A 17237-nucleotide genomic window follows, 5' to 3' on the forward strand; every position below is an offset into this window, starting at 1 on the left:
CACTCGGCTCATCATTGGTTAAAGAGGTTGATATCATGAAAACATTGCATTTTGGCGCCGGCAACATAGGCCGTGGCTTCATCGGTAAACTGCTGGCTGACGCCGAGCATCAGGTCACCTTCGCCGACGTGAACGAGACCCTGATCGACCAGCTCAATCATCGCCAGGAGTACAAGGTCCACGTGGTGGGGGCGGATCAGAAGCTGGACGTGGTGCGCAACGTGGCCGCCGTCAGCTCCGCCGGGCACGAGGTGATCGCCCGTCTCATCACCGCCGATCTGGTGACCACGGCGGTGGGCCCCAACATCCTGGACAAGATTGCCAGCACCCTGGCCAAGGGGCTGCAGGCCCGCTTCGATGCCGGCAACCTGACCCCCCTCAACGTCATCGCCTGCGAGAACATGGTGCGTGGCACCAGCCACCTCAAGGAGGAGGTACTCAAGTACCTGCCGGTCGCGTATCATGCCACCCTCGAATCCTGCGTCGGCTTCGTCGACTCGGCGGTGGATCGCATCGTGCCCCCGGCCGCGGCCAACGACGATCCCCTGGAGGTGACGGTGGAGAGCTTCAGCGAGTGGATCGTCGACCAGACCCAGTTCAAGGGGGAGCTGCCCCGTGTGGCGGGCATGGAGCCCACCGACAACCTGATGGCCTTCGTCGAGCGCAAGCTGTTTACCCTCAACACGGGGCACAGCATCACCGCCTACCTCGGCAAGCTGATGGGCTATCGCACCATCCGCGAGGCGATCGAGGATCCGGTGATCCGCAGCAAGGTGCGCCGTGCCATGGAGGAGAGCGGGGCCGTGCTGGTAAAACGCTACGGCTTCGATCCGCGCCTGCACGCCGCCTACATCGAGAAGATCCTGGCCCGTTTCGCCAACCCCTATCTGGTGGACGAGGTGGACAGGGTCGGCCGCCAGCCCCTGCGCAAGCTGGGTCCTCAGGATCGTCTGATCAAACCCCTGCTCGGCACCCTGGAATACGGGCTGCCAAACGAGGGGTTGCAGGAGGGCATCGCCGCCGCCCTGCGCTACCAGGATGACCAGGATCCCCAGGCCCGGGAGCTGCAGGCCGCCATCGAGACCGACGGCGTGGCCGCGACCCTGGCCCGGGTATCGGGACTGGATCCGGCCCACCCCCTGGTCGCCGCCATCGCCGCCCGCTACCAGGCACTCTAACCGGACTCACAGGGAGGGCCTTGCCCTCCCTGCACACGACTAGCTGGACCCTATCGATTTATGACCACACACCAGGAAGATGAAGTACTGGAGCGACTCAACGAGCAGGATGGCCCGCGCGGCTTCTTCCTCGAGGTCGTCACCCTCCTGGAAGAGGCGGTAGACTCCCTGATGCGACGCGCCTTCCGCCAGGAGGAGTACGCCGTCAAATACGCCATCGAACCCCTGCTCAACCAGAGCGGCCCCCTCGGCCAGATAGAGGTGCGCCTCAAGCTCATCTTCGCCCTCGGCCTGGTCTCTCTCGAGCTCTATCAGGACATAGAAGCCTATCTGAAAGCCCGGGATGCCCTGGTGCGCGATCCCAAGGATTATCGCTTCAGCGACAAACCGGTGCGGGACCTGCTCGAGCGGCTGCACGGCATCAACCGGACCGGCCTCCAGGAGCTGGTGCCCCCCGCCACGGAAGAGGATTGGGCCTTCTATCAGATGCAACTCGCCCGCCAGGATCAGATGGTGCGATCCTCCCTGATGCTTGCCGTCGCCCACTGCGTCGGCGAGCTTCACAAGGAGAGCCCCATCTGACCCGATTGCGCCGGATACTGCCGCATCAGACCCTTCACACCTCAGACCCTTGTCTCATTCGAGTTAGAGTGTCAGGCTGACATATATTCTTCCTGGCATGCCCTTTCCACTCCCTTGACGAGGTACTCATGACCGCACTCTCTCTGGCGGGGATCGCACTGATCTCTCTGCTGGCCCAATGGCTGGCCTGGGCCTTGCGGGTTCCCGCCATCCTGTTCCTGCTGCTCACCGGCCTGACCCTGGGTCCGGTGACCGGTGTGCTCAATCCGGATCTGCTGCTCGGCGACCTGCTGTTCCCCCTGGTCTCGCTGTCGGTGGCCATCATACTGTTCGAGGGAGCCCTGACCCTGCACCTGACCGAACTCAAGGGGATCGGCAAGGTGGTGCGCAATCTCTGCTCCATCGGCATGCTGACCAGCTTCGCCGTCATCGCCGCCGCCAGCTACTGGCTGCTGGGGCTGGACTGGCGGGTCGCCATGGTGCTCGGCGCCGTGCTGGTGGTGACTGGGCCGACCGTGGTGGCCCCCATGCTCAACGTGATCCGCCCGACCCGGGAGGTGGACAAGATACTGCGCTGGGAGGGGATCGTCATCGACCCCATCGGCGCCCTGTTCGCGGTACTGGTGTTCGAGGCAGTGCGCCTCGGCAGCCAGGGCAACCTGATCAGCCACACCCTGCTGGCCCTGGCCAAGACGGTGGGGATAGGCACCCTGATCGGGGTGGCGGCCGGCTGGATCACCACCTTGCTCATTCGCAAGGACTGGCTGCCGGTCAGCCTGCACAAGTTCGGGGTGCTGGCCCTGGTGCTGGTCACCTTCAGCCTCTCCAACTGGCTCAGCCACGAGTCCGGCCTGCTGGCGGTCACAGTGTTCGGCATCTGGCTCGCCAACCAGGATGGGCTGGATCTGGAGGAGGTGCTGGCCTTCAAAGAGGACCTTGCCGTCATCCTCATCTCTTCCCTCTTCATCCTGCTGGCGGCCCGCCTGGATCTGGCCCAGCTGTGGCAGCTCGGCCCCATGGTGTTGCTGTTGCTGTGCGTGGTGCAGTTCGTGGCACGCCCGCTCTGCATTCTGGTCTCGACCTGGGGCTCGGATCTGGGCTGGCAGGCCCGCGCCCTGCTCGCCTGGATAGCGCCGCGGGGCATAGTGGCGGCGGCGGTCAGCGCCTCCTTCGCCATCAGCCTGGGGGAAGCCGGGATCCCGGATGCGGGCAAGCTGGTACCCCTGGTGTTCGCCGTCATCATCTCCACCGTGGTGCTGCAGAGTCTCACCTCGGCTCCGTTGGCGGGCTTGCTGCGCATGCGCCAACCCACTCCCAACACCTGGCTGCTGATCGGCGCCAACTCGGTGGCCCGGGCCGTCGGCAAGGCCCTGGCGGATCAGGGCGTCCCCGTCTATCTGTCGGATCCGGCCTGGGAAAACTGCAAGCTGGCCCGCATGAGCAACCTGCCCTGCTATTTCGGCAATCCGCAATCGGAACATGCCGAGCTGCACCTGCCCCTCACCAGCATCAGTACCGTGCTGGCACTCTCCCCGAGCCGCCACAACAACGCCCTCGGGGTGCTCCATTTCGCCCACCTGTACGGTGAAGAGAGGGTCTACTCCCTGCGTTCGAGCGATCAGCACGGCAAGGCAAACCGGGAGAGCGCCACCTTCCGCGCCCGCCAGCTGCTGTTTGGCGGGGACGTCAACTTCGCCCGCCTGAGCGGCCTGCTGGCCCGCGGGGGTCAGATCAAGGCGACCCGCCTCTCGGAGGCCTTCGACTGGTCTGCCTACCAGGAGGCCAACCCGGGGGCCATCCCCCTGTTCGTACTGGATGCGAGACAGCAACCCAGGGTCGTCACCGGCCCCATACAGCCGGGAGCCGGGGAGCTGGTCGTGGCACTGCAACCGGCCAGGGAGAGTACAAACCGGGGCGAGCCTGGCCCTGGCAAGGACTAGACTTGTCATTGAACCGCTTCATCAGAGGAGGCAAGCATGACAGTCAACGAGCTACGCCAGCTCTATCGCCAGCAGGGCATACACGAGGCCGAAATCATCCATGATGCCGTGCTGCCGGGCTGGACCGTCGAGTTTCGCGGGGAGGGAGGGCGCCTGTTCGAGCTGACCGACAGCTTCGGCCTGCCCCTCAGCTTCGGCACGGTGGAAGAGGCGCGCGAGCACATCCACAAGGTGGCCGACTGCCCGATCCAGGTCGAGCACCTCTACCACTTCTTCGAACGCTGACTCCCCCAGCAAGCAAGACCCCGCCGAGGCGGGGTCTTTTTTTGGCCCATGCTGGTCGCCTTACTCCGGCTGGCTCGGCACCTGGGGGGGCGATTCCAGCCGGCGCACGGGTTTTTGCAGGATCAGGTTGGCCGGGTAGGTGACCAGGTCGCCATTGTCGTCGCGCACCCTCAGATAGAAGAGGCCAATCTCGGTGATGACCCCGGTGACGGAGTCATCCTTGTCGAGGATGCGGATCCGGTCGCCGATCCGGTAGGGGAAGGCGAAGAAGATGGTGATGCTGGCGGTGATGTTGGAGAGGATCGACCACTGGGCCACCATGGCGACCCCGAGCACGGCGAAGAAGGAGGAGGCAAGCACCACCAGCCGGGAGAAGTCGAGACCCCACACCCCGGCCAGGATCAGCAGGGTGGCGCTGCCGAGCAGGAAATGGAACACATGCTCCACATAGAGCACCCGATTCTCGCTGACCTGCTTGTGGCGCCCCAGGGCCAGCAGGCTGCGCCTGATGATCCGCCTGATGATGCCATGGCCCAGCAGCACCAGCAGGGTCAGTCCGAACGATTGCCACAGGGTCATGGTCACCACCAGCGTCTGTGTTTGAGCCAGAGGGCCAGTCCCAGCGCCAGGCCACCCAGGCTGACACAGAACACCCAGAAGGCGGCAGGGCTCTCGGCACCCGGGATGCCCCCCAGATTGATGCCGAACAGGCCGGTCAGGAAGCTGGCGGGAAGGAACAGCAACGCCATCACCGACATCTGGTAGGCGCGGCGGTTGGTCGCCTCGGCCACCATGTTGTTGACCTCGTCCGCCAGCACGGCGGTGCGCGCCACCCCGGCATCCAGATCGTCGAGCCAGCGCCGCAGGCGGTCGGCGATGTCCAGCAGGCGGCGCCTGTCATCCTCGTCGAACCAGCCGATCTTCTCGCTGGCGAGGCGGGCGATGAGATCCCGCTGGGGAGAGAGGTAGCGGCGGATCATGATCAGCTGCTTGCGAATGCGTGCCAGGCGGCCCATGGTCGGCAGCTCCCGCTCCAGCACCTGCTCCTCTATGGTCAGGATCTGATCGTGCAGCTCCTCGACGAACTCCCCCGCCCTGTCGGTCAGGGCGTCGCAGATCTCCACCAGCCAGTCCGCCGGATTGTCGGGCCCGGCCCCCAGCCGCAACTGCTCGAAGACATCTTTTTCCGACAGCAGGGGGCGACGACGACTGCTGATGATGAGGTCCGGGGTGATGAAGATACGCAGGGCCACCATCTCTTCGGGCCTGTGGTCCTGGTTGTGATTGATGCCGCGCAGGATCAGCAGCACCGTCTCTCCCATGCGTACCAGCTTGGGGCGGTTGCTCTGACCGAGCAGGGCTTCCCGGGCCGCCTCCCCCAGCAGGGGAGTCTGCAACAGCCAGCGGGCCGCCTCGGGATTGCCGTAATCCAGATGCAGCCAGCTCGGCTGACTCCCGGGCAGCTGCGCACCGGCCCCGAGGGGCTGCATGCCCCCCTTGCCGTCCAGACTCAGACCATAGATAAGCTCACTGGGTACCCGATCCACGCCACCTCCCCCTTGATTGATGATATGCCTCGGCGGGGCCGGGGCAGCAGTCGCCCAGCTTACACCAAAGCCGGGACCGTCTCAGCTCTGGCCGTGGTAAGATGCGCCCTCATCACAGCCTGGAGATACCACCATGCCCATCTGGGTCGACGCCGACGCCTGCCCCATTCCGGTCAAGGAGATCCTCTACCGTGCCGCCCACCGTGCCCGGGTCGTCACCACGCTGGTGGCCAATCAGGGGCTGAGAGTGCCCCCCTCCCCCTTCATCAAGACCCAGCAGGTAGCGAAGGGATTCGACGTGGCGGATCACGTCATCGCCCAGCAGGTCACACCGGGTGATCTGGTGATCACGGGGGACATTCCCCTCGCCTCCTGGGTCATAGACGCCGGCGGCGAGGCCCTCAATCCCCGCGGCGAGATCTACACCCGGGAGACCATCCAGGCCCGGCTCGGCATGCGCAACTTCATGGAAGAGCTGCGCTCGGCCGGGGTACAGACCGGCGGCCCGCCCCCCTTCAACGCCGCCGACAAGCAGCGCTTCGCCAATGCGCTGGACAAGTGGCTGCTCAAGGGCAAGTTGAGCTGACGCCCAGACCCTTCATTCTTCCTTAAGTCTCGGCCCCTAACCTTGTCGCTGTTCCATCCCGATCAGCAAGGAAGAATCATGACAACGACATCGGAAGTGAGAGTCTGGGATCCCCTCGTCCGAGGGTTTCACTGGATCACGGTGATCCTCTGCCTGCTCAACTTCTTCGTCTTCGAAGAGGGCGGCAGCAACCACAGGTATGTCGGCTATGGCCTGGCCGCCCTGCTGTCGTTTCGACTGCTGTGGGGGTTGGTGGGATCTTACTACGCCCGGTTTGCCCAGTGGTGGCCGACGCCAGACAGGATCCGCAACTATCTGGGACAACTGTCCCGGGGCCACCATCCTTACTATCTGGGTCACAACCCCCTGGGGGCATTGATGATCTGGTTGCTGCTGCTGTCGCTGGCCGGCACGGTCGCGACCGGCTGGCTCATCACCTTGGCGCCTTTCAAAGGAGCAGAGTGGATGGAGGAGGCCCACGAGATCCTCGCCAATACCCTGATGGCCGCCACCGGCATACACGGGGCCGTGGTGCTCCTGACCGACAGGCTCACCCGCAGCGATCTGCTGCGTGCCATGGTGCGGGGGAGAAAGCGGGTGCCCACGGGGATCAAGGTGGAAGATCCGCGCAGCGAATGACAGGGTCGGCCCTCGGCCCCGATTTTTGCTGCAATGGCTCGTGACACTGGTAAGATGCGCCGCCATTTCCCCATGCCGTAGCCACCATGACCGCCCAAGGGCATCTACTGTTTTCTGTCACCTGCGCCCTGCTGGCCCACAAGTTGCCACTCACCCCAGCCCTGGCCGATGCCAATCTCGGCCAGACCATGCTGGCTGCCCTGGCCACCTCCCTGCTGCCGGATCTCGATCACCCCAAATCGGTGCTGGGGCAGAAGGTACGCTGGATCTCTGTGCCCCTCTCCCGCCTGTTTGGCCACAGGGGATTCACCCACAGCCTGCTGGCCGTCGCGCTCTGCGCCTGGGGGCTGGGCAGCAATGTCATGACCGACCTGATGCCCGTCGCGGTCAAGGATGCCCTGATCCTGGGCTACCTGAGTCATCTGCTGGGGGACTGGCTCACCCCCGCAGGCATACCGCTGCTCTGGCCCATCAAGCAGCGCTTTCGCCTGCCCGGCTGGCCCCTGCGCAGTGGTGGCGCCATGGAGACAGGTTTTTGCACCCTGAGCCTGCTGATCGCGGGTTACTGGGCTTACTGACAAGGCGCCCCCTATTTCCCACCCTGCCCGACTGCCTGCCCCGGCCATAAAGGGACTCTATCAAAACCAATCATGATTTATTATTCCATGGGTAGCAGGCTTCCATAAAATCACTACTTTTTATTATGTCAATAGTGATTGGACAGATATCTCCTACTCACCTAAACATATAAATCACCTGCATTAATATAAAAATCAATAACGGTATATTGATAAAGGGAGGACTTATGTAAATAGGGGTAGAACGGCAAAGCCTTATCACAAGTAAGGGCTAGCATCAGACTGAATGCCCTTTCAAGAGGTGAGCACCTCGGCAAGGCAAGCTTGAGTCGTCATTTCAATAAACATAAACGACATAGCCACCATTAATTAAAGAGGATGGTTACGGGATATTTTTGCCCGAAAAAAATGCGCACTCATATTGAATCGTTCTGATTTATTAATGACAAGGAGAAATACCATGAGCAGGATGCTTAATATCTTACTCCCATTTCTTTTCACACTCACCTTGTATGCCTGCGGCGGCGGTGGAGGAGGGGGAGGCGACGATGGCAGCCCCCCAAGTCCAACCTCAGCCAAGACATTGAGCAGCCTCCAGATCACCGCCGATGACACCGGAGCCGGGGCCCGCGGGGCCGTGGATCCCCAGGTGCCCATCGGCATCAACAGCCAGTATCAGGCCATCGGGACCTACAGCGATGGCACCACGGCGGATCTCACCAAAGAGGTGACCTGGGCCAGTTCAGACACCTCCATCGTGACGGTCGATGAGGCCGGGATGGCCAAGACCCACAATCTGGGACAGGCGATCATCTCGGCCAGTCATCAGGGCAAGACCAGCAATGCGTCCAGGTTCCAGGTGACCAATGCCATCGTCACCCGGATCCAGATCAGCACCTCCCCTCCCACCCTGGCCAAGGGGCTCAAGCAGCAGCTCACCGCCAGGGCCACCTTCTCGGATGGCAGCGTCAAGGATGTCTCGTCCCAGGCCAGCTGGAGCAGCAACAAACCCGAGGTGCTCACTGTCGACAACAAGGGCGAAGCGACAGGCAAGGCCGTCGGCGTCGCCACCGTCATCGCCAGATTGCAGGAGGTGAGCGGGCAGATTGGCATCTCGGTCACCAATGCCACCATCAGCCAGATCCAGATCCTCCCCTCGTCCCTGACCCTGGCCAAGGGCATGAACGGCCAGCTGGTCGCCATTGCCCAGCTCAGCGATCAGACCACTCAGGACGTTTCCAACCAGGTCGCCTGGCTCAGCAGCGCCACCAACGTTGCCACCATCAGCAATCTGGGGGTCGTCAGTGCGCTGACCCCAGGAGCCAGCACTCTCTCGGCCAGCCTGCTGGGGGTCACGAGCAGCATCAGCCTGACCGTCACCAATGCCACCCTCAATAGCGGCGGCCTGACCATTACCACCCCACCCCTGACCCTGGCCGCCGGCCTGACGGCCCAGCTCGTCGCCACGGGCAACTACAGCGATGGCAGCACGGTGGACGTCACCGCCAGCGTCAGCTGGACCAGCAGTGATCCCCTCGTTGCCAGCGTGAGCCTGACCGGTCTGGTCAGCGCCGTCGCCCCCGGCACAGCCACCATCACAGGCACCCTGGACGGCGAGAGCACCAGCCTCCAGGTCACTGTCACCAATGCCACACTCAATGCGGGCGGGCTCACCATCACGGTTCCCCCTCTGACCCTGGCCGTCGGTCTGACCGGACAACTCAGCGCCAACGGCAGCTACAGCGACGGCAGCAGCCGGGATGTCAGCGCCGATGTCAGCTGGAGCAGCGACGATCCGTCCGTCGCCACTGTCAGTGCCACCGGTCTGGTCACCGCCGTCGCCCCGGGTACCGCCATCATCACGGGCACCCTGGGCGCCGAGAGCGCAACCCTGCTGGTCACCGTCACCAACGCCACCCTCAATACGGGAGGTCTGGCCATTACCACCCCGCCCCTGACTCTGGCCGCCGGCCTGACCGGGCAACTCGCGGCCAGAGGCAGCTACAGTGACGGCAGCAGCCGTGATGTCACTGCCAGCGTCAGCTGGTCCAGCAGCAACACGGCCGTTGCCACCGTGAATGCCACCGGCCTGATCACTGCCGTCTCCCCCGGCACCGCCACCATTGCGGGCACCCTGGATGGCCAGACGGCAACCATCCTGGTCACTGTCACCAGCGCAACCCTCAACGCGGGCGGCTTGACCATTACCACCCCGCCCCTGACCCTGGCCGCCGGCCTGACTGGCCAACTCGCGGCCAGAGGCAGCTACAGTGACGGCAGCAACCGTGAGGTCACCACCAATGTCAGCTGGACCAGCAACAATGCAGCCGTTGCCACCGTCGGCTTGCATACCGGCCTGGTCAGCGCCGTCGCTCCGGGTACCGCCACCATCACGGGGAGCCTCGGCGGGCAAAGCGCCACCATACAGGTCACTGTCACCAACGCCACCCTGGTCAGCGATGGCCTGGAACTGAGTACGGGAGCCCTGCTCGACACCCTGCCCGTCGGCACCACCACCCAGCTGACCGTCAGCGCCACCTTCAGCGATGGCAGCAGCCAGAACGTGACCGCCCTGTCGGCCCCCAACAGCAGCAATACCGGGGTCGCCACCGTCTCGCCCAGCGGGCTCATCACCGCCGTGGCGCCGGGAAGCGCAAGCATCACCGCCAACTACGCAGGGCAGTCGAAGGCGCTGACCATCACGGTCACGCCCACCGTACTGGCCGGTATCCAGCTCACCCCCCCCGTCATCAGCCTGATTGAAGATCTGACCCAACCCCTGGTGGCCATCGGTCTGTTCGACAACGGCACCACCTCGGACATCACGGATCTGGTGGCCTGGACGGTCGCCCCGGTCGATGCCGCCCTGGTGAGTAGCGACGGCCTGCTGACAGCCCTGCTGCCCACAGTGGGAGGCACGGTCAAGGCCACCCTGAACGGTATCGACAGCAACCTGGCACAGCTGGATATCACCTCGGCCACTCTGGATCACCTCGATATCCTGGATGTCCCCGTCAACCTGGTCGCCGGGCTGCTCTCCCAGCTCAGGGTCAATGCCGTCTATAACAACGGTCTGGTGGTGGATGTCACCAGTCAGGCGAACTGGAGCAGCAGCAATCCCCTGGTGGCGACCGTGGTCAATGGCCTGGTCACCAGTCTGCTGCCCGGCTCAGTGACCCTGACGGCCGAAGTCGGAGGGATCAGCAACACGGTAACCCTCAACGTCGGCAACCCCAGCCTGGACAGCCTGACGGTACAGGGAGATCTCAGTGACCTGCCCTTCGGGATCCAGCGTCAGCTGAGGGCCTTCGCCAAATACTCCAACTCGGCGACACCGGTCGATGTCACCGGTCAGGCCCAGTGGAGCAGCAGCAACCCGAGCGTGATCGCCGTTGGCAACCTGTCGAACAAGGGGCGGATAGAGGCCAAGGCCAGCAGCGGCACGGCCACCATCAGCGCCAGCCTCAATGGTGTCAACAGCCTGCCGACGGCTCCTATCACGGCGGCCCCCTCGGTGGTCAATGCGGTGGTCATTGCGGGCGGCAGCTCGGGCACACTGATCGTCGGCACCAGCGTGCAGCTCTCCGCCCAGGCCAGCCTGAGCGGCGTGGGCAGCCCGCAGGACGTGACCAACCTCACCAGCTGGGTCAGCAGCAACAGCAGCGTATTGACCGTGACCCAGCAAGGCCTGGTCACCGCCGTCGGTCCGGGCACGGCCACCATCACGGGCACCTACTCAGGCGTCAGTGGCAACCAGGCATTTACCGTGTCTGCCGCCAGCCTGGATAGTCTGACGCTGACCTGCACCAAGGGGCTGGTGGTCGAGTTGCTGGGGATCCCGGTCGCCAACCTGATCAGCCTGCAGGCCACGGGTCACTACAACAACGGCTCGAGCCAGGATCTCACCAACGTGGCGAACTGGACCCAGAACGGCGCTCCCATCAGCGTCAACCTCGGCTCCACCAGAACCGTACTGTTGAGCGATACCGTCACCTATGGCGCCAGCAAGGATGGCGTGAGCGGCACAGTGACCGCCCTCGCCGATTGCCTCTAGTGACCCATCACTCCCAGCTCGAAGGGCTCCGATAAGGAGCCCTTTTTCATGGCACTGGCGCCCAAGCCGTACTCCGCCCCTCTCTTCTGCGCAAGCGTTCAAAAAATCACCGCATCCCGAACCGGGTTCTGGTACAATGCGCGCCCTTGCGCACGACGCAGCCCGTTTTCTCCGATATAGAGTCCTTTTGTGAACAACAGCGAATTTAGCAGTCTCAATCTCTCCCCCGCCCTGCAAGAAAACCTCACCAGCCTGGGTTACCTGCAGATGACCCCGATCCAGGCCCAGAGCCTGCCCCTGGTACTCGAGGGCAAAGACCTGATCGCCAAGGCAAAAACCGGCAGCGGCAAGACAGCCGCCTTCGCCCTCGGCCTGCTCTCCCGCCTCAACGTCAACCGTGTCGACGTACAGGCCCTGGTGCTCTGTCCGACCCGCGAGCTGGCGGATCAGGTGGCCCAGGAGATCCGTCGTCTGGCCCGCGCCCTGCCGAACGTCAAGCTGGTGACCCTGTGTGGCGGCACCCCGACCGCCCCCCAGTCCGCCACCCTGGGCTTTGGTGCCCACATCGCCGTCGGCACCCCGGGTCGCATCCTCAAGCACCTGGAGCAGGGCACCCTGGAGCTCTCCAGCCTGGAGACCCTGGTACTGGACGAAGCGGATCGCATGCTGGACATGGGCTTTGGCGAAGACATCAACAAGGTGATCCGCCATGCGCCCGAGCGCCGTCAGACCCTGCTGTTCTCCGCCACTTATCCGGAGGGGATAGCCCAGATGAGCCGCGGCGTGCAGCGCAATCCGGTCGAGGTGAGCGTGGAGTCCCTGCACGAGGGCAGCGCCATCGAACAGAAGCTGTATGAAGTGCCGGCCGGTCAGCGCCTCGACGCCCTCACCTGGCTGCTGAGCCACCATCAGCCGAGCTCCTGCGTGGTGTTCTGCAACACCAAGCGCTCCTGCAACGACGTGGCCGATCACCTGGCCGCCAAGGGTTTCTCGGCCCTGGCGCTGAACGGCGATCTGGAGCAGCGGGAGCGGGATCAGGTATTGGTGCGCTTCGCCAACGGCAGCGCCACCATACTGGTCGCCACCGACGTGGCGGCCCGGGGTCTCGACATCAAGGAGCTGGGCGCCGTCATCAACTACGAGCTGACCTACGACCCTGAAGTGCATGTGCACCGCATCGGCCGTACCGGTCGTGCCGGCCAGCAGGGCCTGGCCCTGAGCCTGTATCAGCCCAACGAAGCCCAGCGCGTCAACCTGATCGAGGAGTACCAGCAGGCCCCCATGCCACTGGGGGATCTCGATACTCTGGGTCGCGACATCAAGCCGATAGCGCCGCAGATGGTGACCCTCTCCATCGATGCGGGCCGCAAGACCAAGGTGCGGGCCGGTGACATCCTGGGGGCCCTGACCGGCGAAGGTGGCATTGCCGGCAGCGACGTGGGCAAGATCCAGATCGCCGAGCAGTACTCCTACGTGGCGGTCAAGCGTCAGGTGGCGAGCGCCGCCCTCAAGCGGCTGCAGGAAGGCAAGATCAAGGGGCGCAGCTACCGCGCCCGCAAACTGGGCTAAGGTGCTTAACAAGCCGTTGGCCAGACCACAGGCGCCTGACAGGCGCCTGTTTCATATCATTCGCCGCCATGCGGCAAGACAGGTGACATGACCCAAGCAACCCAGAGCGATGTGAGCTGCCAGAACTGCGAAGCCTGCTGCTGTCGCCTCGAAGTGATGCTCTTTACCGATACCGGCGTACCGGAGCGCTATGTGCTCGATCGGGAAGGGGAGATCCCCGTGATGCGCCGGCTGGACGATGGCTGGTGTGCGGCGCTGGACCGCAACACCATGATGTGCCGCATCTATGAGGTGCGGCCCCTTATCTGCCGCGAGTTCGAGATGGGCGAACCCGATTGCGTCGACGAGCGGGACAAGTGGTTTATCAAGCTGGAGTGAAGCCCACATGCCGCCATGTACCTACCCCGTGAGGTACGGCAACTGTCTGCCGTAAATACAAGATGGGCGAGCCAGACTGCGTCGACGAGCGGGACAAGTGGTTTATCAAGCTGGAGTGAGACCCACATGACGCCATGTGCCCACCCCACGAGGTACGGCAACTGTCTGCCGTAAATGCAAGATGGGCGAGCCAGATTGCGTCGACGAGCGGGACAAGTAGTTTATCACGCTGGAGTGAGATCGCTTGGCTCAGCACCCAGCTGCTGTTCCAGCCAGCGCAGCGCCTCATCGGCTCCTTGCGTGTAATGGATGGCCTTGAACGGCAAGGCGCCAAACACCTGCTCGGCCAGGTAGCGCTTGAAGTGACCCGATAGCACCACGGCCAGGTATGCGCAGCCATGGGCGGCACACCAGGCAAACTGGCCACGAAAATGCGCCAGCACCTCGGGCCCTGCCGCCTCGAACTCGGTGGCATCTTCGAGCAGGGCCCAGGCCGCACTGCCCAACTCCTGCACTCTGGCCTGAAAATCGGCCTCATAGGATCTGGCCCCGGCCAGATTGAAGGGCCCTTTCGGCCGACATATCAATATCCGCCCCCGCTGTTCCATCTCGAACTGACCATGCACCTGCACCCTGCGTTCCTCTCGCGGCTTGTTTCGGTCGCTATTCTGATGACTTTGACATCAAGATGCCAGCCGTGCGGCGCCTCTCCCTCATTCGTCATCGCCCTGCCAGCTTTGTAACATTGCAGTTAACAAAACCTTGCTGCTATGATGCGCACGCCAAACCTTCCACCAGCTATAAGGTTCTTATCTTCCCTAGGAGTGTCGTGTGAATAATAAGGATGTCAGTCGTTATCAGAGAATATGGCGTTGGCACTTCTATGCCGGTCTGTTTGTTGCCCCCTTCCTGATCCTGCTCTCCCTGACCGGGATCATCTATCTGTTTCAGCCCCAGCTCGATCGCCTCATGTATGCCGAACTGCAGACCGTCACCCCTGGCCTGCAGCGCATGGATGCCGACTTCCTGGTCAACAAGGCCCACGGCTCCCTGCCCGGCAGCGAGATAGTGAAGTACATTCCCGCCCCGGCGCCGGATCGCAGCGATCAACTGGTGGTGCGCCATCAGGGCCAGGAGTTGACTCTCTTCATCGACCCCATCCGCGGCACCCTGCTCGGCAGCCAGGACAATCAATACAACCTCCAGGCCATGGCGCGCGCCCTGCACGCCGACCTCATGCTGGGCACCACTGGGGATCGGCTGATCGAGCTCGCCGCAGGCTGGGGCCTGGTGCTGGTCGGCACGGGTCTCTATCTGTGGTGGCCCCGCAAGGGGCCCGGCATGCAGGGGCTGCTCTGGCCAAGGCGGGACCAGAAGGGTCGCCTCTGGTGGCGCGACATGCACGCCGTGGTCGGCTTCTGGGGCGCCGGCTTCCTCATACTGCTCTTGCTGACCGGCATGACCTGGACCGGCTTTTGGGGGGACAAGTTCGCCGGGGTCTGGAACCGCTTCCCGGCCCAGATGTGGAACCAGGTTCCCACCTCGACCCCGCTGACCCGCACCCTGAATCACGCCCATGAGCAGACGGTGCCCTGGGCGGTGGAAACCCTGCCCATGCCGGAATCCGCAACCCATGACCACAGCGCCATGGGTCATGCCGCAGGCCCGGCCGAGCCCGGCCGCATCAGCTGGCAACAGGTAGTGGAAACCGCCTCCGGTCGCCAGGTGCAACCCGGTTACAGCATCACGCCGCCAGCGGGATCCAAGGGGGTGTTCACCCTCTCGGTCTTTGCCGATGATCCGCGCAACGATGCCACCCTGCATCTGGATCAATACAGCGGCAAGGTGCTGGCCGATGTGCGCTGGCAGGATTACGGCCCGGTCGCCAAGGCGGTCGAGACCGGCGTCATGCTGCACATGGGCAAGATGTACGGCTGGCCCCATCAGCTGGCCATGCTGCTCATCTGCCTGATGATCTTGCTGAGCTCGGTCAGCGGTCTCTGGATCTGGTGGCGCCGTCGTCCGGCGGGTCGCCTCGGGGTGCCCCCCCTGCCCAGTCCGCTGCCCTCCTTGCGTGGCGCCCTGGTGCTGCTGATCCTGCTTGGCCTCGCCTTCCCCCTGGTCGGCGCCTCCATGCTGGTGATCTGGCTGCTCGACAGCCTGCTGCTCACCCGCCTGGGTGCGCCCCTGGCGCGGCTGAGGTAAGTCGGCATCCATCAAAAAGGGCCCCATCGGGGCCCTTTTCTGTTCACTCCAGCCGCAGAAAGCGACCGGTGAGGGGCGGCAGGTCCACCGTCAAGCTGCTACCCCCCATGGCCAGGCGCTCGCCGCTCTGCAGATCCACCAGGGCGCTGCCGCTGCGCAGCTTGGCCAGAGGCAGGCTGTAGCTCTGGGGCGTGGTGGAGACGTTGAGCAGGTAGACTACTTGCTCGCCCGCCGTCTGCTTGATGTCGCCATAGACGCTCCCCTCGGCCACCAGCTTGACTCGCTCCCCCTGATAGAGGGCGGGGTGGGCGGCGCGCAGGGCCATCAGCTGGCTGAGCCACTGTTTCAGCTCGCTCTGCTCCCTGCTCGGCACGAAACCGGTGACACCGGGCACCTTGCCGTCGCTGCGGGCCACGTGATCGTCGCACAATCCCTGGGCCGCACAGTCGCCCCCCACCTGATTGGCAAAGCCAGGCACCTCGTCGCCGAACTCCTCGCCGTAGTAGAGGGTGATGGGGCCGGAGTGGGCCGCCAGGAAGCTGAAGGCCGCCTTGTGGCGCTGCCAGTAGTCCGCCCCATTGAAGTTGCCCCGCTCCAGCAGATCGCCGAAGCGCACCAGATCGTGGTTGCCCAGCATCAGGTTGGGCATGGCATGGTCCGGGTAGTTCTCCACCTTGTTCCAGCTGGCGTCGAGCACGCTGGCCCCCTGCCCGCCCTTGCCGGACTCCTCCACCGCCAGCGCCTGCACCAGGCCATAGCGCAGCGGGAAGTCGAACGCCGAGGAGAGCGCCGGGTTGTCGCTGCTGCCATACGCCTGGGCGCGGATCTCGTCGGCCCCCTTCCACACCTCCCCCACCAGGTAGCCAAGCGTGCCCCACTGCTGGCCGGCCGCCTTGCGCGTTGCGCTGGCCTGCGCCACCTCGGCGCGAATGGCGCGCCAGTCATCCAGCCCCAGCTGATAGGCCTGATCGAGGCGCCAGCCGTCGATGCCGTACTGCTGGACCCAGTAGCGGGCCACCTCCTTGAAGTAGGCGAGGCTCTCGGGCTGGCTGTAATCCACCAGCTGGCCCGGATAACCGGCACCGCCGCTCTTGAGGGCGGGCAGGCGTCCCTCTGGCGAGGGCTTGCTCACCCCCACCCTGCCCACGTGGCCGAAGACACCGTCGAGGAAGACGTAGAGGCCGCGCTGGTGGGCCGCGTCCACCAGGGTCTTGAGCTGGGCGTTGCTGCCGAAGTGGGGGTCCACGTTGAAGAAGTCGCAGGCGAAATAGCCGGTGGCATCCAGCCGATCGTCCCCGGCTTGACCGGCGCAGGAGTCGAACACAGGGGTGAGCCAGATGGCGTTGACGTTGAGGCTCTTGATGTGGTCCAGGCTGTCGATGATCCCCTGCAGATCGCCGTTGTGCCTGGAGGGGCCGTAGCCGACGCCGTAGTTGGCACTGCCGTCGCCGTCCACGAAGGACTCCACCATCACCTGATAGGTGCGCAGGTTGCAGGCCGGCTGGTCATCGCCGTAGCAGGCGCGACTGGCCGGGGCAGGGGGCGGATTGGCCGAGGGGGGCTGGGGTTCGCTGCCGGATCCCCCGCTGCCGCACGCAGTCAATAACAGGGCGGCCCCGATGAGGCCGCCATGGCGCAACCATCCTTGTTTCATTGTTATGTTCCCGCTGTGGTGAGATTGGCGCAAAATGCGCCA

The 17237-nt window shown here is 64.1% G+C and carries 15 protein-coding genes; 11 read left to right on the plus strand and 4 right to left on the minus strand.

What is annotated here, in order from left to right; genetic code table 11:
- Nucleotides 1-35 precede the first annotated feature (35 nt).
- From BN1119_RS17445 to BN1119_RS17460, 4 genes are all read left to right on the plus strand, one after another.
- Nucleotides 36-1178: a mannitol-1-phosphate 5-dehydrogenase gene (locus BN1119_RS17445; protein WP_042001093.1), complete on the plus strand. Its 1143-nt coding sequence runs from the start codon at nt 36-38 to the stop codon at nt 1176-1178.
- Nucleotides 1179-1238: 60 nt separating this feature from the next.
- Nucleotides 1239-1760, plus strand: a complete 522-nt coding sequence (locus BN1119_RS17450) for an MltR family transcriptional regulator (protein ID WP_042001096.1) — start codon at nt 1239-1241, stop codon at nt 1758-1760.
- Between the two features lie 128 nt (nt 1761-1888).
- A complete protein-coding gene (locus BN1119_RS17455) occupies nt 1889-3700 on the plus strand; it encodes a cation:proton antiporter (RefSeq protein WP_042001099.1) in 1812 nt (603 codons plus the stop codon).
- 36 nt (nt 3701-3736) lie between these two features.
- Nucleotides 3737-3985 carry a hypothetical protein gene (locus BN1119_RS17460; protein ID WP_042001102.1) on the plus strand — a complete coding sequence of 83 codons (249 nt, stop codon included), beginning with the start codon at nt 3737-3739 and terminating at the stop codon, nt 3983-3985.
- A gap of 60 nt (nt 3986-4045) precedes the next feature.
- Here BN1119_RS17460 and BN1119_RS17465 read toward each other — a convergent pair whose 3' ends face one another.
- Together BN1119_RS17465 and zntB are read right to left on the minus strand one after the other, a co-directional pair.
- Nucleotides 4046-4564, minus strand: a complete 519-nt coding sequence (locus tag BN1119_RS17465) for a mechanosensitive ion channel domain-containing protein (protein WP_042001105.1) — start codon at nt 4562-4564, stop codon at nt 4046-4048.
- 2 nt (nt 4565-4566) lie between these two features.
- Nucleotides 4567-5532 (minus strand): zinc transporter ZntB, encoded by a 966-nt coding sequence (gene zntB / locus BN1119_RS17470; protein WP_042001107.1) that lies wholly within the window; start codon nt 5530-5532, stop codon nt 4567-4569.
- 133 nt (nt 5533-5665) lie between these two features.
- Here zntB and BN1119_RS17475 point away from each other — a divergent pair, with 133 nt between their 5' ends.
- The 6 genes from BN1119_RS17475 (at nt 5666) to BN1119_RS17510 (ending at nt 13336) form a co-directional block, all read left to right on the plus strand.
- Nucleotides 5666-6118 (plus strand): YaiI/YqxD family protein, encoded by a 453-nt coding sequence (locus tag BN1119_RS17475; RefSeq protein ID WP_042001111.1) that lies wholly within the window; start codon nt 5666-5668, stop codon nt 6116-6118.
- A 78-nt stretch (nt 6119-6196) separates the two neighbouring features.
- Nucleotides 6197-6757: a cytochrome b/b6 domain-containing protein gene (locus BN1119_RS17480; RefSeq protein ID WP_042001113.1), complete on the plus strand. Its 561-nt coding sequence runs from the start codon at nt 6197-6199 to the stop codon at nt 6755-6757.
- Nucleotides 6758-6843: 86 nt separating this feature from the next.
- Nucleotides 6844-7335, plus strand: coding sequence for a metal-dependent hydrolase (locus BN1119_RS17485; protein WP_042001116.1), 492 nt, complete (start codon nt 6844-6846; stop codon nt 7333-7335).
- A 583-nt stretch (nt 7336-7918) separates the two neighbouring features.
- On the plus strand, nt 7919-11389 hold the full coding sequence (locus BN1119_RS19670; protein ID WP_052448085.1) for a beta strand repeat-containing protein: 3471 nt from the start codon (nt 7919-7921) through the stop codon (nt 11387-11389).
- Between the two features lie 189 nt (nt 11390-11578).
- Entirely contained in the window at nt 11579-12958 is a 1380-nt protein-coding gene (dbpA, locus tag BN1119_RS17505; RefSeq protein ID WP_042001120.1) for an ATP-dependent RNA helicase DbpA, read from the plus strand.
- An 87-nt stretch (nt 12959-13045) separates the two neighbouring features.
- Complete coding sequence (locus BN1119_RS17510; protein WP_042001123.1) at nt 13046-13336, plus strand: YkgJ family cysteine cluster protein; 291 nt, start codon at nt 13046-13048, stop codon at nt 13334-13336.
- 224 nt (nt 13337-13560) lie between these two features.
- Here the strand turns inward: BN1119_RS17510 and BN1119_RS17515 are convergent, their stop codons facing one another.
- Entirely contained in the window at nt 13561-13944 is a 384-nt protein-coding gene (locus tag BN1119_RS17515) for a hypothetical protein (RefSeq protein WP_042001366.1), read from the minus strand.
- A 223-nt stretch (nt 13945-14167) separates the two neighbouring features.
- On the opposite strand from BN1119_RS17515, the gene BN1119_RS17520 reads away from it, so the two are divergent.
- Entirely contained in the window at nt 14168-15541 is a 1374-nt protein-coding gene (locus BN1119_RS17520) for a PepSY-associated TM helix domain-containing protein (protein ID WP_042001126.1), read from the plus strand.
- A gap of 43 nt (nt 15542-15584) precedes the next feature.
- Here the strand turns inward: BN1119_RS17520 and BN1119_RS17525 are convergent, their stop codons facing one another.
- The gene (locus BN1119_RS17525) at nt 15585-17195 is read right to left on the minus strand and encodes an alpha-amylase family glycosyl hydrolase (RefSeq protein ID WP_042001129.1); all 1611 of its coding nucleotides are present in this window, start codon (nt 17193-17195) and stop codon (nt 15585-15587) included.
- Between the last annotated feature and the right edge of the window lie 42 nt (nt 17196-17237).

This window comes from Aeromonas bivalvium (assembly GCF_000819765.1).
GTDB classification, from domain to species: domain Bacteria; phylum Pseudomonadota; class Gammaproteobacteria; order Enterobacterales; family Aeromonadaceae; genus Aeromonas; species Aeromonas bivalvium.